Annotated in this window: 11 protein-coding genes; 4 read left to right on the top strand and 7 right to left on the bottom strand. The window is 59.9% G+C overall.

Annotated features, from left to right (window positions below; translation table 11 throughout):
* Nucleotides 1-90: 90 nt before the first annotated feature.
* Entirely contained in the window at nucleotides 91-3,939 is a 3,849-nt protein-coding gene (locus KW062_RS25425; protein ID WP_371321424.1) for a sensor domain-containing protein, read from the bottom strand.
* A 284-nt stretch (nucleotides 3,940-4,223) separates the two neighbouring features.
* Here KW062_RS25425 and ettA point away from each other — a divergent pair, with 284 nt between their 5' ends.
* Together ettA and gdhA are read left to right on the top strand one after the other, a co-directional pair.
* Nucleotides 4,224-5,888 (top strand): energy-dependent translational throttle protein EttA, encoded by a 1,665-nt coding sequence (gene ettA, locus KW062_RS25420; RefSeq protein WP_027617832.1) that lies wholly within the window; start codon nucleotides 4,224-4,226, stop codon nucleotides 5,886-5,888.
* A gap of 347 nt (nucleotides 5,889-6,235) precedes the next feature.
* The gene (gene gdhA, locus KW062_RS25415) at nucleotides 6,236-7,573 is read left to right on the top strand and encodes an NADP-specific glutamate dehydrogenase (protein WP_105754457.1); all 1,338 of its coding nucleotides are present in this window, start codon (nucleotides 6,236-6,238) and stop codon (nucleotides 7,571-7,573) included.
* On the opposite strand, the gene KW062_RS25410 is transcribed toward gdhA, so the two are convergent.
* The 4 genes from KW062_RS25410 to KW062_RS25395 all read right to left on the bottom strand — a co-directional run bounded on the left by KW062_RS25410 (nucleotide 7,570) and on the right by KW062_RS25395 (nucleotide 11,209).
* A complete protein-coding gene (locus tag KW062_RS25410) occupies nucleotides 7,570-8,064 on the bottom strand; it encodes a GreA/GreB family elongation factor (protein WP_027617834.1) in 495 nt (164 codons plus the stop codon). The genes gdhA and KW062_RS25410 overlap by 4 nt on opposite strands.
* A gap of 71 nt (nucleotides 8,065-8,135) precedes the next feature.
* On the bottom strand, nucleotides 8,136-8,492 hold the full coding sequence (locus tag KW062_RS25405) for a hypothetical protein (RefSeq protein ID WP_105754458.1): 357 nt from the start codon (nucleotides 8,490-8,492) through the stop codon (nucleotides 8,136-8,138).
* Between the two features lie 282 nt (nucleotides 8,493-8,774).
* On the bottom strand, nucleotides 8,775-10,628 hold the full coding sequence (locus KW062_RS25400) for an Lnb N-terminal periplasmic domain-containing protein (protein ID WP_027617836.1): 1,854 nt from the start codon (nucleotides 10,626-10,628) through the stop codon (nucleotides 8,775-8,777).
* Between the two features lie 92 nt (nucleotides 10,629-10,720).
* Entirely contained in the window at nucleotides 10,721-11,209 is a 489-nt protein-coding gene (locus KW062_RS25395) for a DUF3015 domain-containing protein (RefSeq protein ID WP_027617837.1), read from the bottom strand.
* A 275-nt stretch (nucleotides 11,210-11,484) separates the two neighbouring features.
* On the opposite strand from KW062_RS25395, the gene KW062_RS25390 reads away from it, so the two are divergent.
* Nucleotides 11,485-13,923, top strand: coding sequence for a Lon protease family protein (locus KW062_RS25390; protein ID WP_027617838.1), 2,439 nt, complete (start codon nucleotides 11,485-11,487; stop codon nucleotides 13,921-13,923).
* 109 nt (nucleotides 13,924-14,032) lie between these two features.
* Here the strand turns inward: KW062_RS25390 and KW062_RS25385 are convergent, their stop codons facing one another.
* Nucleotides 14,033-14,194, bottom strand: coding sequence for a hypothetical protein (locus KW062_RS25385; protein ID WP_155953788.1), 162 nt, complete (start codon nucleotides 14,192-14,194; stop codon nucleotides 14,033-14,035).
* Here KW062_RS25385 and KW062_RS25380 point away from each other — a divergent pair.
* Nucleotides 14,193-14,531 (top strand): PA4575 family protein, encoded by a 339-nt coding sequence (locus KW062_RS25380; protein WP_027617839.1) that lies wholly within the window; start codon nucleotides 14,193-14,195, stop codon nucleotides 14,529-14,531. The genes KW062_RS25385 and KW062_RS25380 overlap by 2 nt on opposite strands.
* Before the next feature lie 2 nt (nucleotides 14,532-14,533).
* On the opposite strand, the gene KW062_RS25375 is transcribed toward KW062_RS25380, so the two are convergent.
* Nucleotides 14,534-16,366 (bottom strand): hypothetical protein, encoded by a 1,833-nt coding sequence (locus KW062_RS25375; RefSeq protein ID WP_105754459.1) that lies wholly within the window; start codon nucleotides 16,364-16,366, stop codon nucleotides 14,534-14,536.
* Nucleotides 16,367-16,432 lie beyond the last annotated feature (66 nt).

Genomic DNA, 16,432 nt, shown 5'->3' with positions numbered 1-16,432 from the left:
CAGACAAGTGGCGTTCATGCCGGGATCGGCGGTGATTGTGCTGTCGTCATCGCGGGCAAACCCGCTCCCACAGGGGGGATTGAGTAGCGTTTACTCGAAAACGAAGAGCGCATCATTGCTGAACTGCGCCTCGAAGCGCGCGGCCGGCATTGGCCGCCCGAACAGATACCCCTGCACTTCATCGCAATCGTGCTCGCGCAGAAACTCCAGTTGTTCGTGGGTTTCCACGCCTTCAGCGATCACCGCCAGGTTCAGGCTGTGGGCCATGGCAATGATTGCCCGGGCAATTTGCGCGTCTTGCTCGCCGGACGGCAGGCCATCGACGAAGGTGCGGTCGATTTTCAGCACGTCGATCGGGAACTGCTTGAGGTAGTTGAGCGAGGAGTAGCCGGTGCCGAAGTCGTCGACCGCGATACTCAGGCCGAGGTTTTTCAGGCCAGCGAGGATCTGCATGGCCTCGCTGACTTCGCGCATCAGGATGCTTTCGGTCAATTCCAGTTCCAGGCAGGCCGGCGGCAGGCCGATGTCCCTGAGGATATTGGCGATGCGGTTGCCGAGCTGACCATCGGAGAACTGCCGGGTAGAAATGTTCACCGAGACCTTTGGCACGCGCACACCGGCCTGGTGCCAGGTCTTGAGTTGACGGCAGGCCTCGCTGATGACCCAGTCGCCGACATCCACCACCAGCCCCAACTCTTCCAGCACCGGAATGAAATCCCCTGGCGGCACCAGTCCGCGTCGCGGGTGGCGCCAGCGCAGCAAGGCCTCGGTGCCGGTCAGGCGTTTGCCGTCGCCGCTGAATTGCGGCTGGTAGTACAGGACGAATTCATTCTGCTCGAGAGCATGGCGCAGGTCGCTTTCCAGCTCCAGGCGTTCTAGGGCGCTGGCGTTCATGTCGGCCTGGTAGAACTGGAAGTTGTTCTTGCCGCGCTCCTTGGCGTGGTACATCGCCGTGTCGGCGTTCTTCATCAGCTGGCTGAGCTCGTTGCCGTCCTGCGGGCTCAGGGCAATGCCAATGCTGGCGGTAACGAAGAATTCGCGGGCTTCGAGGACGAAGGGCCTGACCAGGCTGGCCAATATTTGCTCAGCCACGTTTATCGCCCGGTTCAGGGCTTGTTCACGGGTGGCGCGCGGTTGCAGCAACAGGGTGAACTCGTCGCCACCCATGCGGGCTACCGTGTCATCGTCGTCGACACATCCAAGCAGGCGAGTGGCCATGTCCTTGAGCATGCGATCGCCGGCGGCATGCCCCAGCGAGTCATTGATCGGTTTGAAGCGGTCGAGGTCGAGGAACATCAGCACCACCCAGGACTTCTGCCGCTGCGCCGTTTGCAAGGCGGTGTGCAGGCGATCCTGGAACAGCGTGCGATTGGGCAGGTGAGTCAGGGCATCGTAGTAGGCGAGCCGGTGAATCCGTTGCTCGCTGGCCTTGCGTTCGCTGATGTCACTGAAGAAGCACACATAGCTGGCGAGGTCGCCCTCGTCGTCGAGCACTGCCGTGATACCGACCCAGGCCGGATAGTGTTCGCCACTGCGCCGCTTGAGCCAGACTTCGCCCTCCCAGGTGTTGTGCTGGTGCAATTGCTTGAGCACATAGCGCAGGTGGGCTTCCTGTTGTTCGTCGACGGTGAGCATGTTCGGCAATTGGTCGAGGACCTGGGCAACCTCGTAGCCACTGACGCGACTGAAGGCCTCGTTGGCTTGGACGATATAGCCGGCTGGGTCGGTGATGAGGATCGCCGACGTTGAGTGTTCAAACACCGTGGCGGCCATGCGCAGGTCTTTTTCGGCGCGCCGCTGTTGGCTGATATCGCGACCGACGCCCAGTACGCCTTCAAAGGTTCCGGCGTCGTCCCACACCAGCACCAGCCGCAGCTCGATAGGGATCTTGCGGCCGTCGGCGCGCAGACAATCGAACAGGAACAGTTGGGTCTGCACCTGGCTGCGTAATTGCGCCAGTTGCTCCGGATTGTTCAGGGCTTTGCTGACCCGGTCCATGAGGCTGTAGATGCCGGTCAGTTGTTGCGGATTGGCGACGATCGACTGCCAGCCGTTATGGAAAATCCAGTCAGCGTCATAGCCGAGCACGGCCTGCGCCGAGGGGCTGACGTAGTTGAGCGAGAGCCTGCTGTTGGTGGAGATGATCACGTCACTGATGCTTTCGGCGAGCATGCGGTAGCGCTGCTCGCTGTCGCGCAAGGATTCGCTGGCGGCGATCTGGTCGGTCACGTCCTTGGCCACGCCGATGATGCGCGTGACCTGCTCGTGCGGGTCGCGGGCCAATGCCTGTTCGCGGATGTCGAAGCAACGCCATTTGCCGTCACGGTGGCGAAAACGCAGCTGACATTGCATCAGTTGCCGATAACCGGTCTGGCGCTGCTCCTGGCGCATGCGATGGTAAAGCTCGGCATCCTCGGGATGCAGGAGGATTTCCCAGAAATACTCACCCATCTGGTGCAGTTCGGTCTTGTTGTAGCCGAGGGTCTGGCCCAGATGATGGTTGCTGAAAATCATCCGCTGGCTGATCACGTCCTGTACATAAAGATGATCAGGCACCGTGCGCACCACATCGGACCAGAAGCCTTCGCGTTCCAGCAGCGACAGTTCGACCAGCTTACGGCTGGTGATGTCATTGATGCTCAGGATCACCGCGCGGAAATCATGCTGCTCATGGGGCAAGCGCACCACCAGCCACAGATGCTGTTCACGGCCGTCGCGATCCTTGAGCTTGATCTCGGTTTCGAGGGTGCTCTGTTGTGTAAACACGGCCTCGAGCAGGAGGTTGCCGATGCTGTTGTCATCCAGCGGAGTGCCTTCGATCAGCAATTTCCAGGCGTGCTCGCTCGACTGGACGCCGAGCAGGTGCAGAGCGACCTGATTGACCTCGGTAATGCGTAGCTCCTGCAACAGTTGCTGGCGTTGCGCGGAGTTATCCAGGCAGGCACGCAATTGCTCGAGATTCTGCAGGCGGGCTCTTTCGAAAGCGCTCCTGAGGCCCGAAAGATCCATCACGCACAGCGCCACGCCGGTGCCGTCGAAAATATCCTGGTAGCGTCGGCGACCCTCGAGTAGCTGACGTTGCCGGCGGCGCATATTCAGCAAGGCGATGAAGGGCACCAGGGAGAGGGCCAGCCCCAGCAGGCATTTGCCAACAAAGGCTGGCAGCAACTGTTCGATGACCCGTTGCCGGTCGAACAGGCCGCGCAGTTGCCAGTCACTACTGCTCAAGGGGACCGTCAACACCGTATTGGTCTGGTCTTCGGCAGTCAGCCGGCTTGGCTGTGCAGCAGGCAGCAGGTCGTCGCGACTGATGATTTGCTGGGTGATGTGGTTTTCCACAAGCCACAGCGGGCGTATTGCCATGTCGCCTTGCTTGGTCAACGACGAGAAAAACGTCGGTCGCAGGCGCAGCGCCCAATAGCCGCGCGTGTTACCGCTGGCCTGGTGTAGCAACAGGTGCACCACTGAGCCGTCATTGGCGTTGCTGAAGTAGTGCGCCTGGGCGCGACTGCGCTGTACCAGCTCACTCAGATAAGCGGCGTCGCTGCTGTCAGCGGCGCTGTCGCCGAGCACCTTGCCCGAGGGGCTGAGCAGGGCCACGCTGAGCACATCCGGCAAAGACTGCTGAAGCTTGCGCAGCAGGAGTTGCTGCTGGTCGGCGGATTGAGGTTGTTCGACGATTGGTAGCAGATTCAGGGCAATCTGCGCATTCAGCGCCATGTTCAAGCTGACCTGCGCCGCCAGATCAGCGGTGTAATCGATGGTGTACTGGCGTTGGTTTTTCTGGGTTTCGCGCAGTTGATCCAGCAACTGCCAGAACAACAATCCGAGCAATAGCAATACCAGCATCGCCAGCGCGCCCTTCAGGGAACCGCGCAGGGGCGATCCGCTCACAGTGTTTTGCACGCGCGGGAAGGATGGCGGGGTGGCATTGGACAATCTCTAATCCTGCGGTGTGGCTGGACTGGCGCGACGTGCACTATAAGCCTGACGCCCGTAGGGCGGCTAGCATGCCTTGAGTTGTGGCAAAGTGCCAGCCCTGCGCGGCTGGACGGGTATGCTGCATTGAGGTAGCTTTGCCGGTTACGCAGGGCGTTCCAGCCCCAGAAATTCAGGCTTTTTTACCGCAAGCAGGCATTGACCCCGGTCCATGCCCGCGCCGCGCATGGCCTGCACGGGCTTGACCCGCTTTATTCAATCGTTACTGACGCTAGGTGCACATTTTGGCTCAATACGTCTTCACCATGCATCGGCTGGGCAAAGTTGTTCCGCCGAAGCGGGAAATCCTCAAAAATATTTCTCTGTCGTTCTTCCCTGGCGCGAAGATCGGCGTACTCGGCCTCAACGGTTCGGGTAAGTCCACGCTGCTGAAAATCATGGCTGGCGTCGACACTGAGTTCGAGGGCGAAGCGCGCCCGATGCCGGAACTGAACATCGGTTATTTGCCGCAGGAACCGATTCTCGATCCGACCAAGACTGTGCGTGAAGTGGTCGAAGAAGCGGTCAGCGTGATCAAGGACGCTCAGGCGCGCCTGGATGAGGTCTACGCGGCCTACGCCGAACCGGACGCTGATTTCGACAAGCTGGCGGCAGAGCAGGCCAAGCTTGAAGCCATCCTGCAAGCTGGCGACGGTCACAACCTGGAGCGCCAGCTGGAAGTCGCCGCCGATGCGCTGCGTCTGCCAGCCTGGGACGCGAAAGTCGAACACCTGTCCGGTGGCGAGAAGCGTCGTGTGGCCCTGTGCCGCCTGCTGCTGTCCGCCCCGGACATGCTGCTGCTCGACGAGCCGACCAACCACCTGGACGCCGACTCCGTGGCCTGGCTGGAGCATTTCCTGCACGACTTCCCGGGCACTGTGGTCGCGATCACGCACGACCGTTACTTCCTCGACAACGTTGCTGGCTGGATCCTGGAACTCGACCGCGGCGCGGGCATTCCTTACGAAGGCAACTACTCGGGTTGGCTGGAAGCCAAGTCCGACCGTCTGGCGGCTGAATCCAAGCAGCAGTCGGCTCACGAAAAAGCCATGAAGGAAGAGCTGGAGTGGGTGCGCAAAGGCGCCAAGGCCCGCCAGTCGAAATCCAAGGCTCGTCTGCAACGCTTCGAAGAGATGCAATCGCAGGAATTCCAGAAGCGCAGCGAAACCAACGAGATCTACATCCCGGCCGGTCCGCGCCTGGGTGACAAGGTCATCGAATTCAAGAACGTCACCAAGGGCTATGGCGACCGCGTGCTGATCGACAACCTGTCGTTCTCCATGCCTAAAGGCGCCATCGTCGGCGTAATTGGTGGTAACGGTGCGGGTAAATCCACGCTGTTCCGCATGCTGATGGGCAAGGAAACACCGGACTCGGGCAGCATCGAAGTCGGTGAAACCGTGCAACTGGCCTGTGTGGATCAGAGCCGCGAAGACCTGGATGGCAGCAAGACCGTATTCCAGCAAATCTCCGACGGTTCCGACCAGATCCGTATCGGCAGCTATGAAATCCCGTCGCGTACCTACGTCGGTCGTTTCAACTTCAAGGGCGGCGATCAGCAGAAGTTCGTCAAGGACCTGTCCGGTGGTGAGCGGGGTCGCTTGCACCTGGCTCTGACCTTGAAAGAGGGCGGCAACGTGCTGCTGCTCGACGAACCGTCCAACGACCTCGACGTTGAAACCCTGCGTTCCCTGGAAGAAGCCCTGCTGGACTTCCCGGGCGCCGCCATTGTGATCTCTCACGATCGGTGGTTCCTGGACCGCGTGGCGACGCACATCCTGGCCTACGAAGACGACTCGCAAGCGGTGTTCTTCGAAGGTAACTACACCGAGTACGAGGCGGACCGTAAAAAGCGTCTGGGCGAAGCTGCAGCCCAACCGCACCGAGTGCGTCACAAGAAACTGGCCTGATTTCTGGTTGGTTTGCTAAGCAGAACGGAGCCTTCGGGCTCCGTTTTTTTTGGCGGATTTCAGTTGAGACGGCAGTGAGTTGATCGCGGGCAAGCCCGCTCCCACAGTCCAACTCCATTTCCCGTTGTGGGAGCGGGCTTGTCCGCGATAAGGGTGTATTGGATGGTGCAGAATTCAGACTGAGAATCTCTTTTCTGGTGCATAAAACTCAAAAAATGCGGTTAATTTATATCCTGTGCACCATTTAATTTCATCAATGCGACATTTTGCGCTGTTACAGTGCCACTTTCGTTTGTTACAGTCCGGCTCAATCTCTCCAACGACAATAAATTTGCCGAGACTTTTCCATGATCGAATCCGTCGAATCCTTCCTTGCGCGCCTGAAAAAACGCGACCCTGACCAGCCTGAATTCCATCAGGCTGTGGAGGAAGTCCTGCGTAGCCTGTGGCCTTTTCTTGAGGCCAATCCGCACTATCTGACCTCCGGTATCCTGGAGCGCATCTGTGAGCCGGAGCGGGCGGTGGTGTTCCGGGTTTCCTGGGTCGACGATCATGGCGTCGTGCAGGTCAATCGCGGCTTCCGCATCCAGATGAACAGCGCCATCGGCCCGTACAAGGGTGGCCTGCGCTTACATCCGTCGGTCAACCTCGGCGTGCTGAAATTCCTCGCCTTCGAGCAAACCTTCAAGAACTCCCTCACCTCGTTGCCCATGGGCGGCGGCAAAGGTGGTTCGGACTTCGATCCCAAAGGCAAAAGCGACGCGGAAGTCATGCGCTTCTGCCAGGCCTTCATGAGCGAGCTGTATCGGCACATCGGTGCGGACGTGGATGTACCAGCCGGCGATATCGGTGTCGGTGCCCGTGAAATCGGCTTCCTGTTCGGTCAGTACAAGCGTCTGAGCAATCAGTTCACCAGCGTGCTGACCGGCAAGGGCATGAGCTACGGCGGCAGCCTGATTCGTCCGGAAGCCACCGGTTTTGGCTGCGTCTACTTTGCCGAAGAAATGCTCAAGCGCAGTGGCGAAAAGGTCCAGGGCAAGCGTGTGGCGATCTCCGGGTCCGGCAACGTGGCGCAGTATGCGGCGCGTAAGGTCATGGACCTGGGCGGCCAAGTGATTTCGCTTTCCGACTCCGAAGGCACGCTGTACTGCGAAGCGGGACTCACCGAGGAGCAATGGCAGGCGTTGCTGGAACTGAAAAACGTCCAGCGTGGCCGGATCAGTGAATTGGCCAGCCGTTTTGGCCTGGAGTTCCGTGCTGGCCAATGCCCGTGGGATCTGCCGTGCGACATCGCACTGCCGTGTGCCACTCAAAATGAGCTGGATGCCGAGGCTGCGCGCACGCTACTGCGCAACGGCTGCATCTGCGTGGCAGAAGGCGCCAACATGCCGACGACCCTCGCGGCTGTGGATATCTTCATTGAGGCCGGGATCCTGTTCGCACCGGGCAAGGCCTCGAACGCCGGCGGCGTTGCGGTCAGCGGCCTGGAAATGTCGCAGAACGCCATGCGCCTGCTGTGGACTGCCGGAGAGGTTGACAGCAAGTTGCACAACATCATGCAGTCGATCCACCACGCCTGTGTGCATTACGGCGAGGAGAATGGCCGGATCAACTACGTCAAGGGCGCGAACATCGCCGGCTTCGTCAAAGTCGCCGATGCCATGCTGGCGCAAGGCGTGGTCTAACTCGCCTCGATGCGAATCACCTCGATCAACTGATCGCCGGCGGGTCGCTGCCAGAGCACTTCGTCATTCAGTTGTGCTCCCAGCAGCGCACGTCCCAGCGGCGAACTCCAGTTGATCAGGCCTTTGGCGGCTGCGGCCTGATCTTCGCCGACCAATTGCACGCGACGCTCGGTGTTCTGTGCGTCGGCGTAAGTGACCCAGCTGCCTATCTGCACCTTTTTTGTCGAGGTGGCCGGCGGCACGGGCAGGGCGCTCTGCAGGCGCTGATTGTAGTAGCGCAGGTCGCGCTCGAGATCGGCCAGGCGCTGTTTGTCGGCCTGCTCACCAAGGGCCGACTGAGCGCTGTGCAGCTGTTGCAGCTCGGCGACTTTGTCCTGCAGCAGCGCCAAGCCGGCGGGTGTCACGTAATTGGGCTGCGAGCTGACCTGGCGCTCTACGGGCTGGTCCGCTTGCGCGGCGGCGTTATCTTCATTGACGAATGCACGGCTCATGGCGGTTCTCCCTGTATGGGGTTTAGGCCATGCTGGCAGGCTTTTAGTTTCGCGGGTTATCCGAAAGCGACCTACTGCGAGCGATAAGCTCGCGCGGTGTCCCGATCCTTCTCTTGCTGCCAGGCGCGTTCGCGTTCATCCAGATGCCGGCTTTGATACGACTCGCGATCCTGGCTTCCGCGCATGGCCTGGCATTGGTGAAAGCCATCGCTCCAGCCTTCGGCGTAGCGGGCATCTTCCAGATAGCGCGGGACGTCTTTGCGAAATGTCCCGTTGATGGCCCCGGCAGCCTGCCGACCGCTGCTGCAACCGTCGTCGAAGCCGTCGGCGAAGGCCGGTGGATAACCTTTGGCGAGCAGCTCTTCATGGGTGGACTGACATCCGCCAATCAGCATCAGGACACTAAGCACTGCGAAACAACGCCACATCGTCGACTCCCGAACCGCTTTTGCGGCTAATGGCCGAAGACTACGATTGGGCTTGTGAGGTGATTGTGAAAGGCGTGTGATGGGCGTGTTGAACGATGGATCTCAAACGCCTGTAGGGGCTCGCTTGCCAGCGATGGGGCGCATAAATCCACCATCATTGGTGGCTGACCCACTGCCTTCGCTGCGATGGGGCGGCCCGACAAGCCAGCTCCTGCAAGGGTTTCGCGGCGGATGTCGATTCTGTGATCTACCGCAAAAGCCAGGTGGAGGAAGCGTTCAGCGTCAGTAGTGATACCACTTCAATTCCAGCATCACCTCGTTCTCGGCCGAGGCGATGTGGCTGAATTCGCGTTGGGCACTCAGGCGCAGGCCCAGGTTGCGCGACAGTTCCCACTGCTGATTCAGACTCAAGCTACGGCGCACCTCACCATTGGTGAAATAGTCGCCCTTGGCCTCCAGGCTCAGATTACCCAGCGGGTTGCGCCACAGCACGCCGGTGTTGAAGCCAGCGGCGGGCGAGATGAACTCGGCGAAATCATTGTTGTGCTCGACCCGCACGGTGCCCAGGGCAAAACCCAATACATCTTCACCCAGTTGCCAGGTACCACCGGCACCGCCGTTGACGTGGCTGACCAGGGTTTCGTCATCGTGCTTGCCCGGCACCCTTTCAAGGCCGCCAGTCACCTGCCACGACCAGGGCTGCAGCAGTTCGTTGCGCGGGGTCAGGGAGCGAATGGTCGCCAGGTCCAGCTGTTGCAACTGCCATTGGTTGCCTTCGTACTGGCGCAGTTTCATTTGCAGGATTTCAATCTGCGCACCCAGCGGGAAGCTCTCGGCGTTGTCATTCAGGTCGTGGTAGGCCATGCGCAGGCCGTACTCGCCGAAGGCCTGGTCGCCGCGGGTGCCGATGCCGGCTTGCCAGGTGCGCGACTCATGACCCTCTTCCGGCAGTCCCGGACGTTCGATTGACAGTTCCGGTGCCGGGTTGCGATTGATTGCCCGCAGCAACTCGAAGCTGCGCTGCGCCCGCGCGGGGTCGCGTTCCTGACCGTTGGCACGGTAGCGTTCGAGGCGATAGGCGGCATCGATGATCAGGGCCTGGCGATCCCGTGGCAGGGCCGTGAAAGCGGGGGCCTGCAGTTGTTTCTGGTCGGCACTGATGTTCAGTACCCACTGCTGCTCGGCGTCGGACAGGGGCTCGGCGCGACTCAACAACTCCCGCTCCCGAGACGGCCGGTAATCAATCTTCTCGACAAGCCCAGCGTCCTTGACGGCTTTGACGGTGTCGGTGGGAATCGCGGTCAGCGGGAATTGCTCGGTCAATTTCAGGCCTGGCCGAGCCACTTGCAGCAGCTCCAGCAGACGATAAGAGCAGTTTTCATCGAAGAAGAAATAGTCGAACTGGATCTGCTTGAGTTCCCAGACGTGCTCGACCATGCGTTCGGTCTCGACCTGGGTCAGGTTCAGTCGGTACTCCCAGAGGTCGCGGTTTTCCAGGCTGCGGTACTCCGAGAGTTTCTCCTGGTAGGGCACCAGCGCGAACAGGCCGGGATAACCGCCCATCAAGCCTTTCCAGGCATAGAGAATGCTGTTGTCCGAACCTTCGATGTAGGCGCCGAAGTTGATCGCGTAGCTAAGTAGCGCGGTGTTGTCGCTTTGCACATCGGCCTGATCGATCCGCAGCAGCGTGTGGCCGAACATCGATGAGGGGCTATTGAGGTAGGCCGCCGGGAAAATCATCACCGCACTGTGGGGCGAGACGTCCTTGAACCATTGCTTGAATTCGCTGCAGTCGACTGCCGGTAAGTCGTCCAGCTTCAGTTGTGCCTGCAACCAGCGAGTGCGCGCCGGATAGACGCATTGGGCGTGTTGTTGGCCCAGGTTGGCCGGCGCATACAGCGCCTGGACCGTGGCCGCGAGTTCGGCATCGGGGTGTTCGGCACCGTCAGCGGCGAGGAAGAATTTCTTGTCACTGATGTAACTGCGCCAACCGCCCAGCTTGGCGGTTTCGTAGTGACCCAGGGAAATCCAGAACGGGTCGTTGGCCAGTTGCTGCAAACGTTGGTTGTCGACATGAGGCGCGGCGGACAGCGGGGCGCAGACAAACAGCGCCAGACAGGCAAGGCGTTTGAGCATGGTGGGCAACTTGAGTCGAAAAAATAAAGACCGAATACAGTCAGGTCAAAAAAATAAAACCCGCCCCGGTGACAGGGCGGGCGGGGTCGAGCTTAAGCCGGGGTGGCGTATTTGGCCAGGCGAGCATCGCCCTTGAGCACGGCCAGGGTATTGGTATGCACGTCTTCGGCAGTGACGTCAGCCTTGCTGAAGATCTGCTGGAAGTGCTCGTGAGTCACGGCGGCGAAGTGCGCACGGTCTTCTGGTGCGACGCCCAGAACCACGGCGTAGGTGGTCAGTGCTTCGCCCTGACCCTTGGCCATGTCTTCCGACAGTTCGTTCATCATGCCGTTCATGGCGAACCAGGACTTGCCGCCATAGGTCAGCGCGGCATTGGTCGCGCAGCCGTTGGTACCGGAGGTCATGCCGAAGGTGGCGTTACCGGAGGTGCCGTTGGTGGTGGAAGCGAGGAAGTGCGCCGGGGTGCCACGCTGTCCTTCGAACAGCATGTTGCCCCAACCGCAATCCGGACCGCCTGGCGCCTGGGCCATGGCGTTGAGGGATGCAACGGTGAAGAGAGTACCAAGAAGAATCCGTTTCATAGCTTTGTTCTCTTTTGTGCGTACCAATGGACAGGAGGTCTGAGGCCAATTTGGCATCAGTGGGCCGGTTATTAGTCCAGCCGCGCAGTTTGGAGTTTAGGCGCGTTCCGCAGGTTCCGTGGATTTTTGCTAAATATTGCGAAAATCCATTGATTTAGCCTGCGTCCGAGCGAGGCTAGGCCCTTGGCTATGCTTTTACCATGACGCGCCTTGCCAGTCAGGTACAGGCAGCGCCAGAATGCTTTCCACTGCCCCGCCTGAAGTAAGGAAGCCCGATGCCTGATCCTGTTGCTGCCAGCTTGCGTCTAGCGCCAGAAGCGCTGACCCGTCCGTTTTCCGCTGAACAGTTCAGCTTCTCTACCACCAATGATCTGGAGCCTTTTCGCGGTGTGCTCGGCCAGGAACGTGCGGTCGAGGCCTTGCAGTTCGGCGTGGCCATGCCACGCCCCGGTTACAACGTGTTTGTCATGGGTGAACCCGGCACCGGCCGATTCTCGTTCGTCAAACGCTACCTGAAGGCCGAAGGCAAGCGCCTGCAGACCCCGGCGGACTGGGTCTATGTCAACAACTTCGATGAGCCCCGGGAGCCACGTGCCCTGGAACTTCCATCCGGCACTGCCGGTGCATTTATCGCTGACATCAACGGTCTGATCGACAACCTGCTGGCAACTTTTCCAGCGGTGTTCGAGCATCCGTCCTACCAGCAAAAGAAAAGCGCCATCGACCGCGCCTTCAACCAGCGTTATGACCGAGCACTGGACGTGATCGAGCGCCTGGCGCTGGAGAAGGAAGTTGCGCTCTATCGTGACAGCAGCAACATCGCCTTCACTCCAATGAGCGAAGGCAAGGCGCTGGACGAAGCCGAGTTCGCGCAGTTGCCGGAAGCAGTGCGTGAACGTTTCCACGACGACATCTCCGGCCTGGAGGAGCGGCTCAACGAAGAACTGGCCAGCCTGCCGCAGTGGAAGCGTGAATCCAGCAACCAGATGCGTCATCTCAACGAAGAAACCATTACGCTGGCCCTGCAGCCGTTGCTTGCACCCCTGTCAGAAAAGTACGCAGAGAACGCCGCGGTCTGCGGTTACCTGCAAGCCATGCAGGTGTACCTGCTGAAAACCGTGGTCGAGCAGTTGGTCGACGACAGCAAAACCGACGCGGTTGCCCGCAAGATGCTCGAAGAGCAATACGCGCCGAGCCTGGTAGTCGGGCATTCGGCCAGTGGTGGCGCACCGGTGGTGTTCGAGCCGCACCCAACTTACGAGAACCTGTTCGGCCGCATCGAGTACAGCACCGATCAGGGAGCGCTCTACACCACCTATCGGCAGTTGCGTCCGGGGGCGTTGCATCGTGCCAACGGTGGCTTCCTGATCCTGGAAGCGGAAAAAATGCTCGGCGAGCCGTTCGTGTGGGATGCACTCAAGCGTGCCCTGCAATCGCGCAAGCTGAAAATGGAATCGCCGCTCGGTGAGCTGGGTCGCCTGGCCACCGTGACTCTGACCCCGCAGCACATACCGCTGCAGGTCAAGGTCATCATCATCGGCGCCCGCCAGCTGTACTACACCCTGCAAGACCTGGATCCGGACTTCCAGGAGATGTTCCGCGTGCTGGTGGACTTCGACGAAGACATTCCAATGGTCGACGAAAGCCTGGAGCAGTTCGCCCAGTTGCTCAAGACGCGGACATCAGAAGAGGGCATGGCACCGCTGACCGCCGACGCGGTGGCGCGCCTGGCGACCTATAGTGCTCGGCTTGCCGAACACCAGGGGCGTTTGTCGGCGCGTATCGGCGACCTGTTCCAGTTGGTCAGCGAGGCGGATTTCATTCGCCACCTGGCGGGCGACGAAATGACCGATGCCGGTCATATCGAGCGGGCGCTCAAGGCCAAGGCCACGCGCACCGGCCGGGTCTCGGCGCGGATTCTCGATGACATGCTGGCCGGGATCATCCTGATCGATACTGCCGGTGCGGCCGTGGGCAAGTGCAACGGCTTGACGGTGCTGGAAGTGGGCGACTCGGCCTTTGGTGTGCCGGCGCGGATTTCCGCCACGGTCTACCCGGGCGGCAGCGGCATCGTCGACATTGAACGTGAGGTCAACCTCGGGCAGCCGATTCACTCCAAGGGTGTGATGATCCTTACCGGTTACCTGGGCAGTCGTTACGCCCAGGAGTTTCCGCTGGCCATCTCGGCGAGTATTGCGCTGGAGCAGTCCTACGGTTACGTCGACGGCGACAGCGCTTCGCTGGGTGAAGCGTGCACCTTGATTTCGGCGCTGTCGAAAACGCCGCTCAAGCAATGTTTCGCCATCACCGGTTCGATCAATCAGTTCGGTGAGGTGCAGGCGGTGGGCGGGGTCAACGAGAAAATCGAAGGCTTCTTCCGTCTCTGTGAGGCGCGCGGGTTGACCGGGGAGCAGGGGGCGATCATTCCACAGGCAAACGTTGCCACGCTGATGCTCGATGAAAAGGTTCTGGCGGCCGTGCGTGCCGGGCAGTTCCACGTGTACGCGGTGCGTCAGGCGGATGAAGCGCTAAGCCTGCTAGTGGGCGAGCCCGCCGGTGAGCCGGATGAAGAAGGGCAGTTCCCGGAAGGCAGCGTTAACGCACGGGTCGTGGAGCGCCTGCGAGTGATCGCGGAAATGATCAGTGAAGATGATTTGAAGGAAGCGGAAAAGGAGCTGGCCCAGGAGGCGCTGACAGCCGCCAAACCAGCCTGATTCAGGTCTGACCCGCAGGCGTCGATGATCCGGCGCCTGCGTTCCCTCCCTCGGCACGCCCTCTAGCCGTGTGCCAGAAATAGCAGTCTTTTTTGCCGATCAGGTGACGTCAAAAAAACAGCAACGACCATTCGGCGCCTGCTTGAACGCGCTCAACTTGCTGATTCGACTTTTCTTCTATGCTCAGTCCAAGGACATCGACAGTCATCACTGGATCGAGCCAGTCTTCTCTTGGAGGCTGAACACCGGAGCTACCGAGGGTCGCCGCCATGTCGCGCAACCTCTGCCTGACCCGGCAATGTCTGGGCCTGGTTACCCGAATTGAATGCAGCGTGCGTCCGCTCGCCGGCGACACCGGCATGTGGACGCTGCTGTTTGCCGCAGGAATGGCGGGCGAGCAGCCTTCAGCCATCAAGGCTCAGGGCCCGTTTCATGGTCCCTTCGTGGCCGAATCGATCCTCGACACCATTGTTGAGAGCCTGACGATGCATGGCTATCAACTGGCCGATGATCCCCAAATATGGAGCCTTCATCTCCAGGCCCAACTGCGGGAAATCAACGGCGGACGACGCACTCCGGAGCGCTTCGATTTGGGCCCCAGGCACTAGATTCACTCTGTGGAATCGGGGTTCGTGGCTTTATCGAGCTTGACCTCGAATCCATATTCGATCGTCTGCAGGTCGGTGCGTCGGTAACTTTCCAGTCGCGTCGGCCGACCATAGAAATAATGCACGTCCAGCAGTGCCTGTCCGTCTGTGCCGGCGTCGTGGCTGACTGTGAGTATCTCCTTCAGGTAATTCCCGCTCTCGTCCGTGGCGAAGAAGCGCCAGTCCTGCGCAGGAAATACCTTTTGCTCAACCAGCAGGGCATTGCCCCGGATTTCGAGGCCCTTGGGCAGCTTGCCAACGTCGAGGGTGTTTTTTTCGATGTCGGCAAGAAACAGAGGCATCGAGCCAACGGCGTAGGCGGGCGTATCCGGGAATAAGGTCAGGTCGTAGGTGACGGTCGCGCGCAGCGGATCAATTTCGTAGGCTTGGGAGGGCAGTTCGATGGGCTCGCCACGCTGACCGTTTTCGCCTTCGGTGAAGAAGGTCAGAGGTGTATCACCTGGGTTGAAGGCGTTACCAAGCAGTTCGTCGTTGAAGCTTTTCGGGTGCTCAAACTCGATTCGCGCTGCGGTGGCGTCTTCTACCGATTGCCTGATGCGAATGCTGTTTTTCAGTTGCTCCGCTTCCAGGTTGGCGCCCTTGAGCCAGCGGCTGGCCTGGTCGTCATAGACCACCACCGGAAGGTCAAGGCTCTGAATGGTTTTGTCGCGGGTATTGCGGTCGAAGCGCCGTACGGGCAAATCGAGGTCCTTGCGCGTCACCGTCACCGCCGAAAAGTCGAGGACATTGACTTCCAGCGCATCAATAGAACCGTTGAAGTAGACCTTGGTGTAGTGGTCATGCTGTTGGCCTTCAAACGTCTGCAACTGGTCATTGAGTTGCTTCTCCAGTGCGTCGCTCCAGGCGGACTGCTGCTGCATCTCGGCCAGCTGTTTTTCGTAGAAGGCGATTTGCGCTGCGTCTTGATTGATCGAGCCGGCGCGTGCGAGAAATTGCCCGGTTTCATCTTTGGCCTGGACGATCAGCGGGTTAAGAGGGGTATCGCTGACCTCCGGCGCCAGCGTGGCGCTGTTACGCATTTTTATTTCGGCGTAGTTGTTCTCCAGGGCCAGCAGGGTGACGCTGATGTTGTCTTCGGTACGTGTTTTCCCGGCGTCCTTTCTTGTCAGGTTGAAGGTCACGACTTTGTGCGGGGCAATGACTTCGACTTTTCCCTGCAACCTCTGTGGTTGCGGCTGGCTGCTGTTGGCGACCTCCAGGCCTTCAATGAAGGGGTAGGCGACCGTCAGGTCATCCGGAGCGGTCAGGTTGGAGCTGGAAGGGCTCAGTTGGATGCCGGGATCGTTTTCCGACCATTCAGGTTGAAACGCGATGACTTTCTTGTTGCTTAATGACACCGATTGCCATTCCAGGCCATGGGGGAAAGGGAACTCGGCGGGCATGTTGAAATTGAAGGGGAAGACCGGCTGCAGGTCCGTCAGGTAGTCGGAGTTTGAGTCCTTGCGTAACACGAACAGACCATTGATATAGGTATCGACCAGTGCCTGGGGGCTGGCGTAATGCCTGAGCAGCGCCATGGCATCGTCGCCGTACTCGGTGTCGACCGGCTTGACGGCGAGCTTCTGCTGGGCACGCTCAAGCAGCAGTAGCGAGCCGCCAAGATTGGAAATAGCGTCCTTGAGCTTGGGGTCGGTTATCGCATCCAGCGACTTCTCGAACTGTGCAGTTTTGTCTTCCAGGCTTTGGGCGGGTGGTTTGTCCTCGCCAGGCGAGCAGCCAGTCAGGAGTGCCACGAGGCAAAGGCCGAAAGTTGTCAGGGACAATCGCACATCCATTTCCAGCATTCCTTTACGGCGCACGCGGGTGCCAACCCATTGGACACTAGCAGAAAACCCTCCAGC

Source organism: Pseudomonas fluorescens, assembly GCF_019212185.1.
GTDB lineage: Bacteria > Pseudomonadota > Gammaproteobacteria > Pseudomonadales > Pseudomonadaceae > Aquipseudomonas.
The sequence above is the reverse complement of the archived record's forward strand: the minus strand, read 5'-3'. Positions and strand labels throughout refer to the sequence as shown.

What these genes read in the sequence shown, in the direction of transcription:
- KW062_RS25380 (WP_027617839.1), top strand. Translation starts at nt 14,193, where the DNA reads ATGTCGCGCAACCTCTGCCTGACCCGGCAATGTCTGGGCCTGGTTACC.
- KW062_RS25405 (WP_105754458.1), bottom strand. Translation starts at nt 8,492, where the DNA reads ATGTGGCGTTGTTTCGCAGTGCTTAGTGTCCTGATGCTGATTGGCGGA.
- KW062_RS25375 (WP_105754459.1), bottom strand. Translation starts at nt 16,366, where the DNA reads ATGGATGTGCGATTGTCCCTGACAACTTTCGGCCTTTGCCTCGTGGCA.
- KW062_RS25395 (WP_027617837.1), bottom strand. Translation starts at nt 11,209, where the DNA reads ATGAAACGGATTCTTCTTGGTACTCTCTTCACCGTTGCATCCCTCAAC.
- KW062_RS25410 (WP_027617834.1), bottom strand. Translation starts at nt 8,064, where the DNA reads ATGAGCCGTGCATTCGTCAATGAAGATAACGCCGCCGCGCAAGCGGAC.
- KW062_RS25385 (WP_155953788.1), bottom strand. Translation starts at nt 14,194, where the DNA reads ATGGCGGCGACCCTCGGTAGCTCCGGTGTTCAGCCTCCAAGAGAAGAC.
- gdhA (WP_105754457.1), top strand. Translation starts at nt 6,236, where the DNA reads ATGATCGAATCCGTCGAATCCTTCCTTGCGCGCCTGAAAAAACGCGAC.
- KW062_RS25390 (WP_027617838.1), top strand. Translation starts at nt 11,485, where the DNA reads ATGCCTGATCCTGTTGCTGCCAGCTTGCGTCTAGCGCCAGAAGCGCTG.
- KW062_RS25400 (WP_027617836.1), bottom strand. Translation starts at nt 10,628, where the DNA reads ATGCTCAAACGCCTTGCCTGTCTGGCGCTGTTTGTCTGCGCCCCGCTG.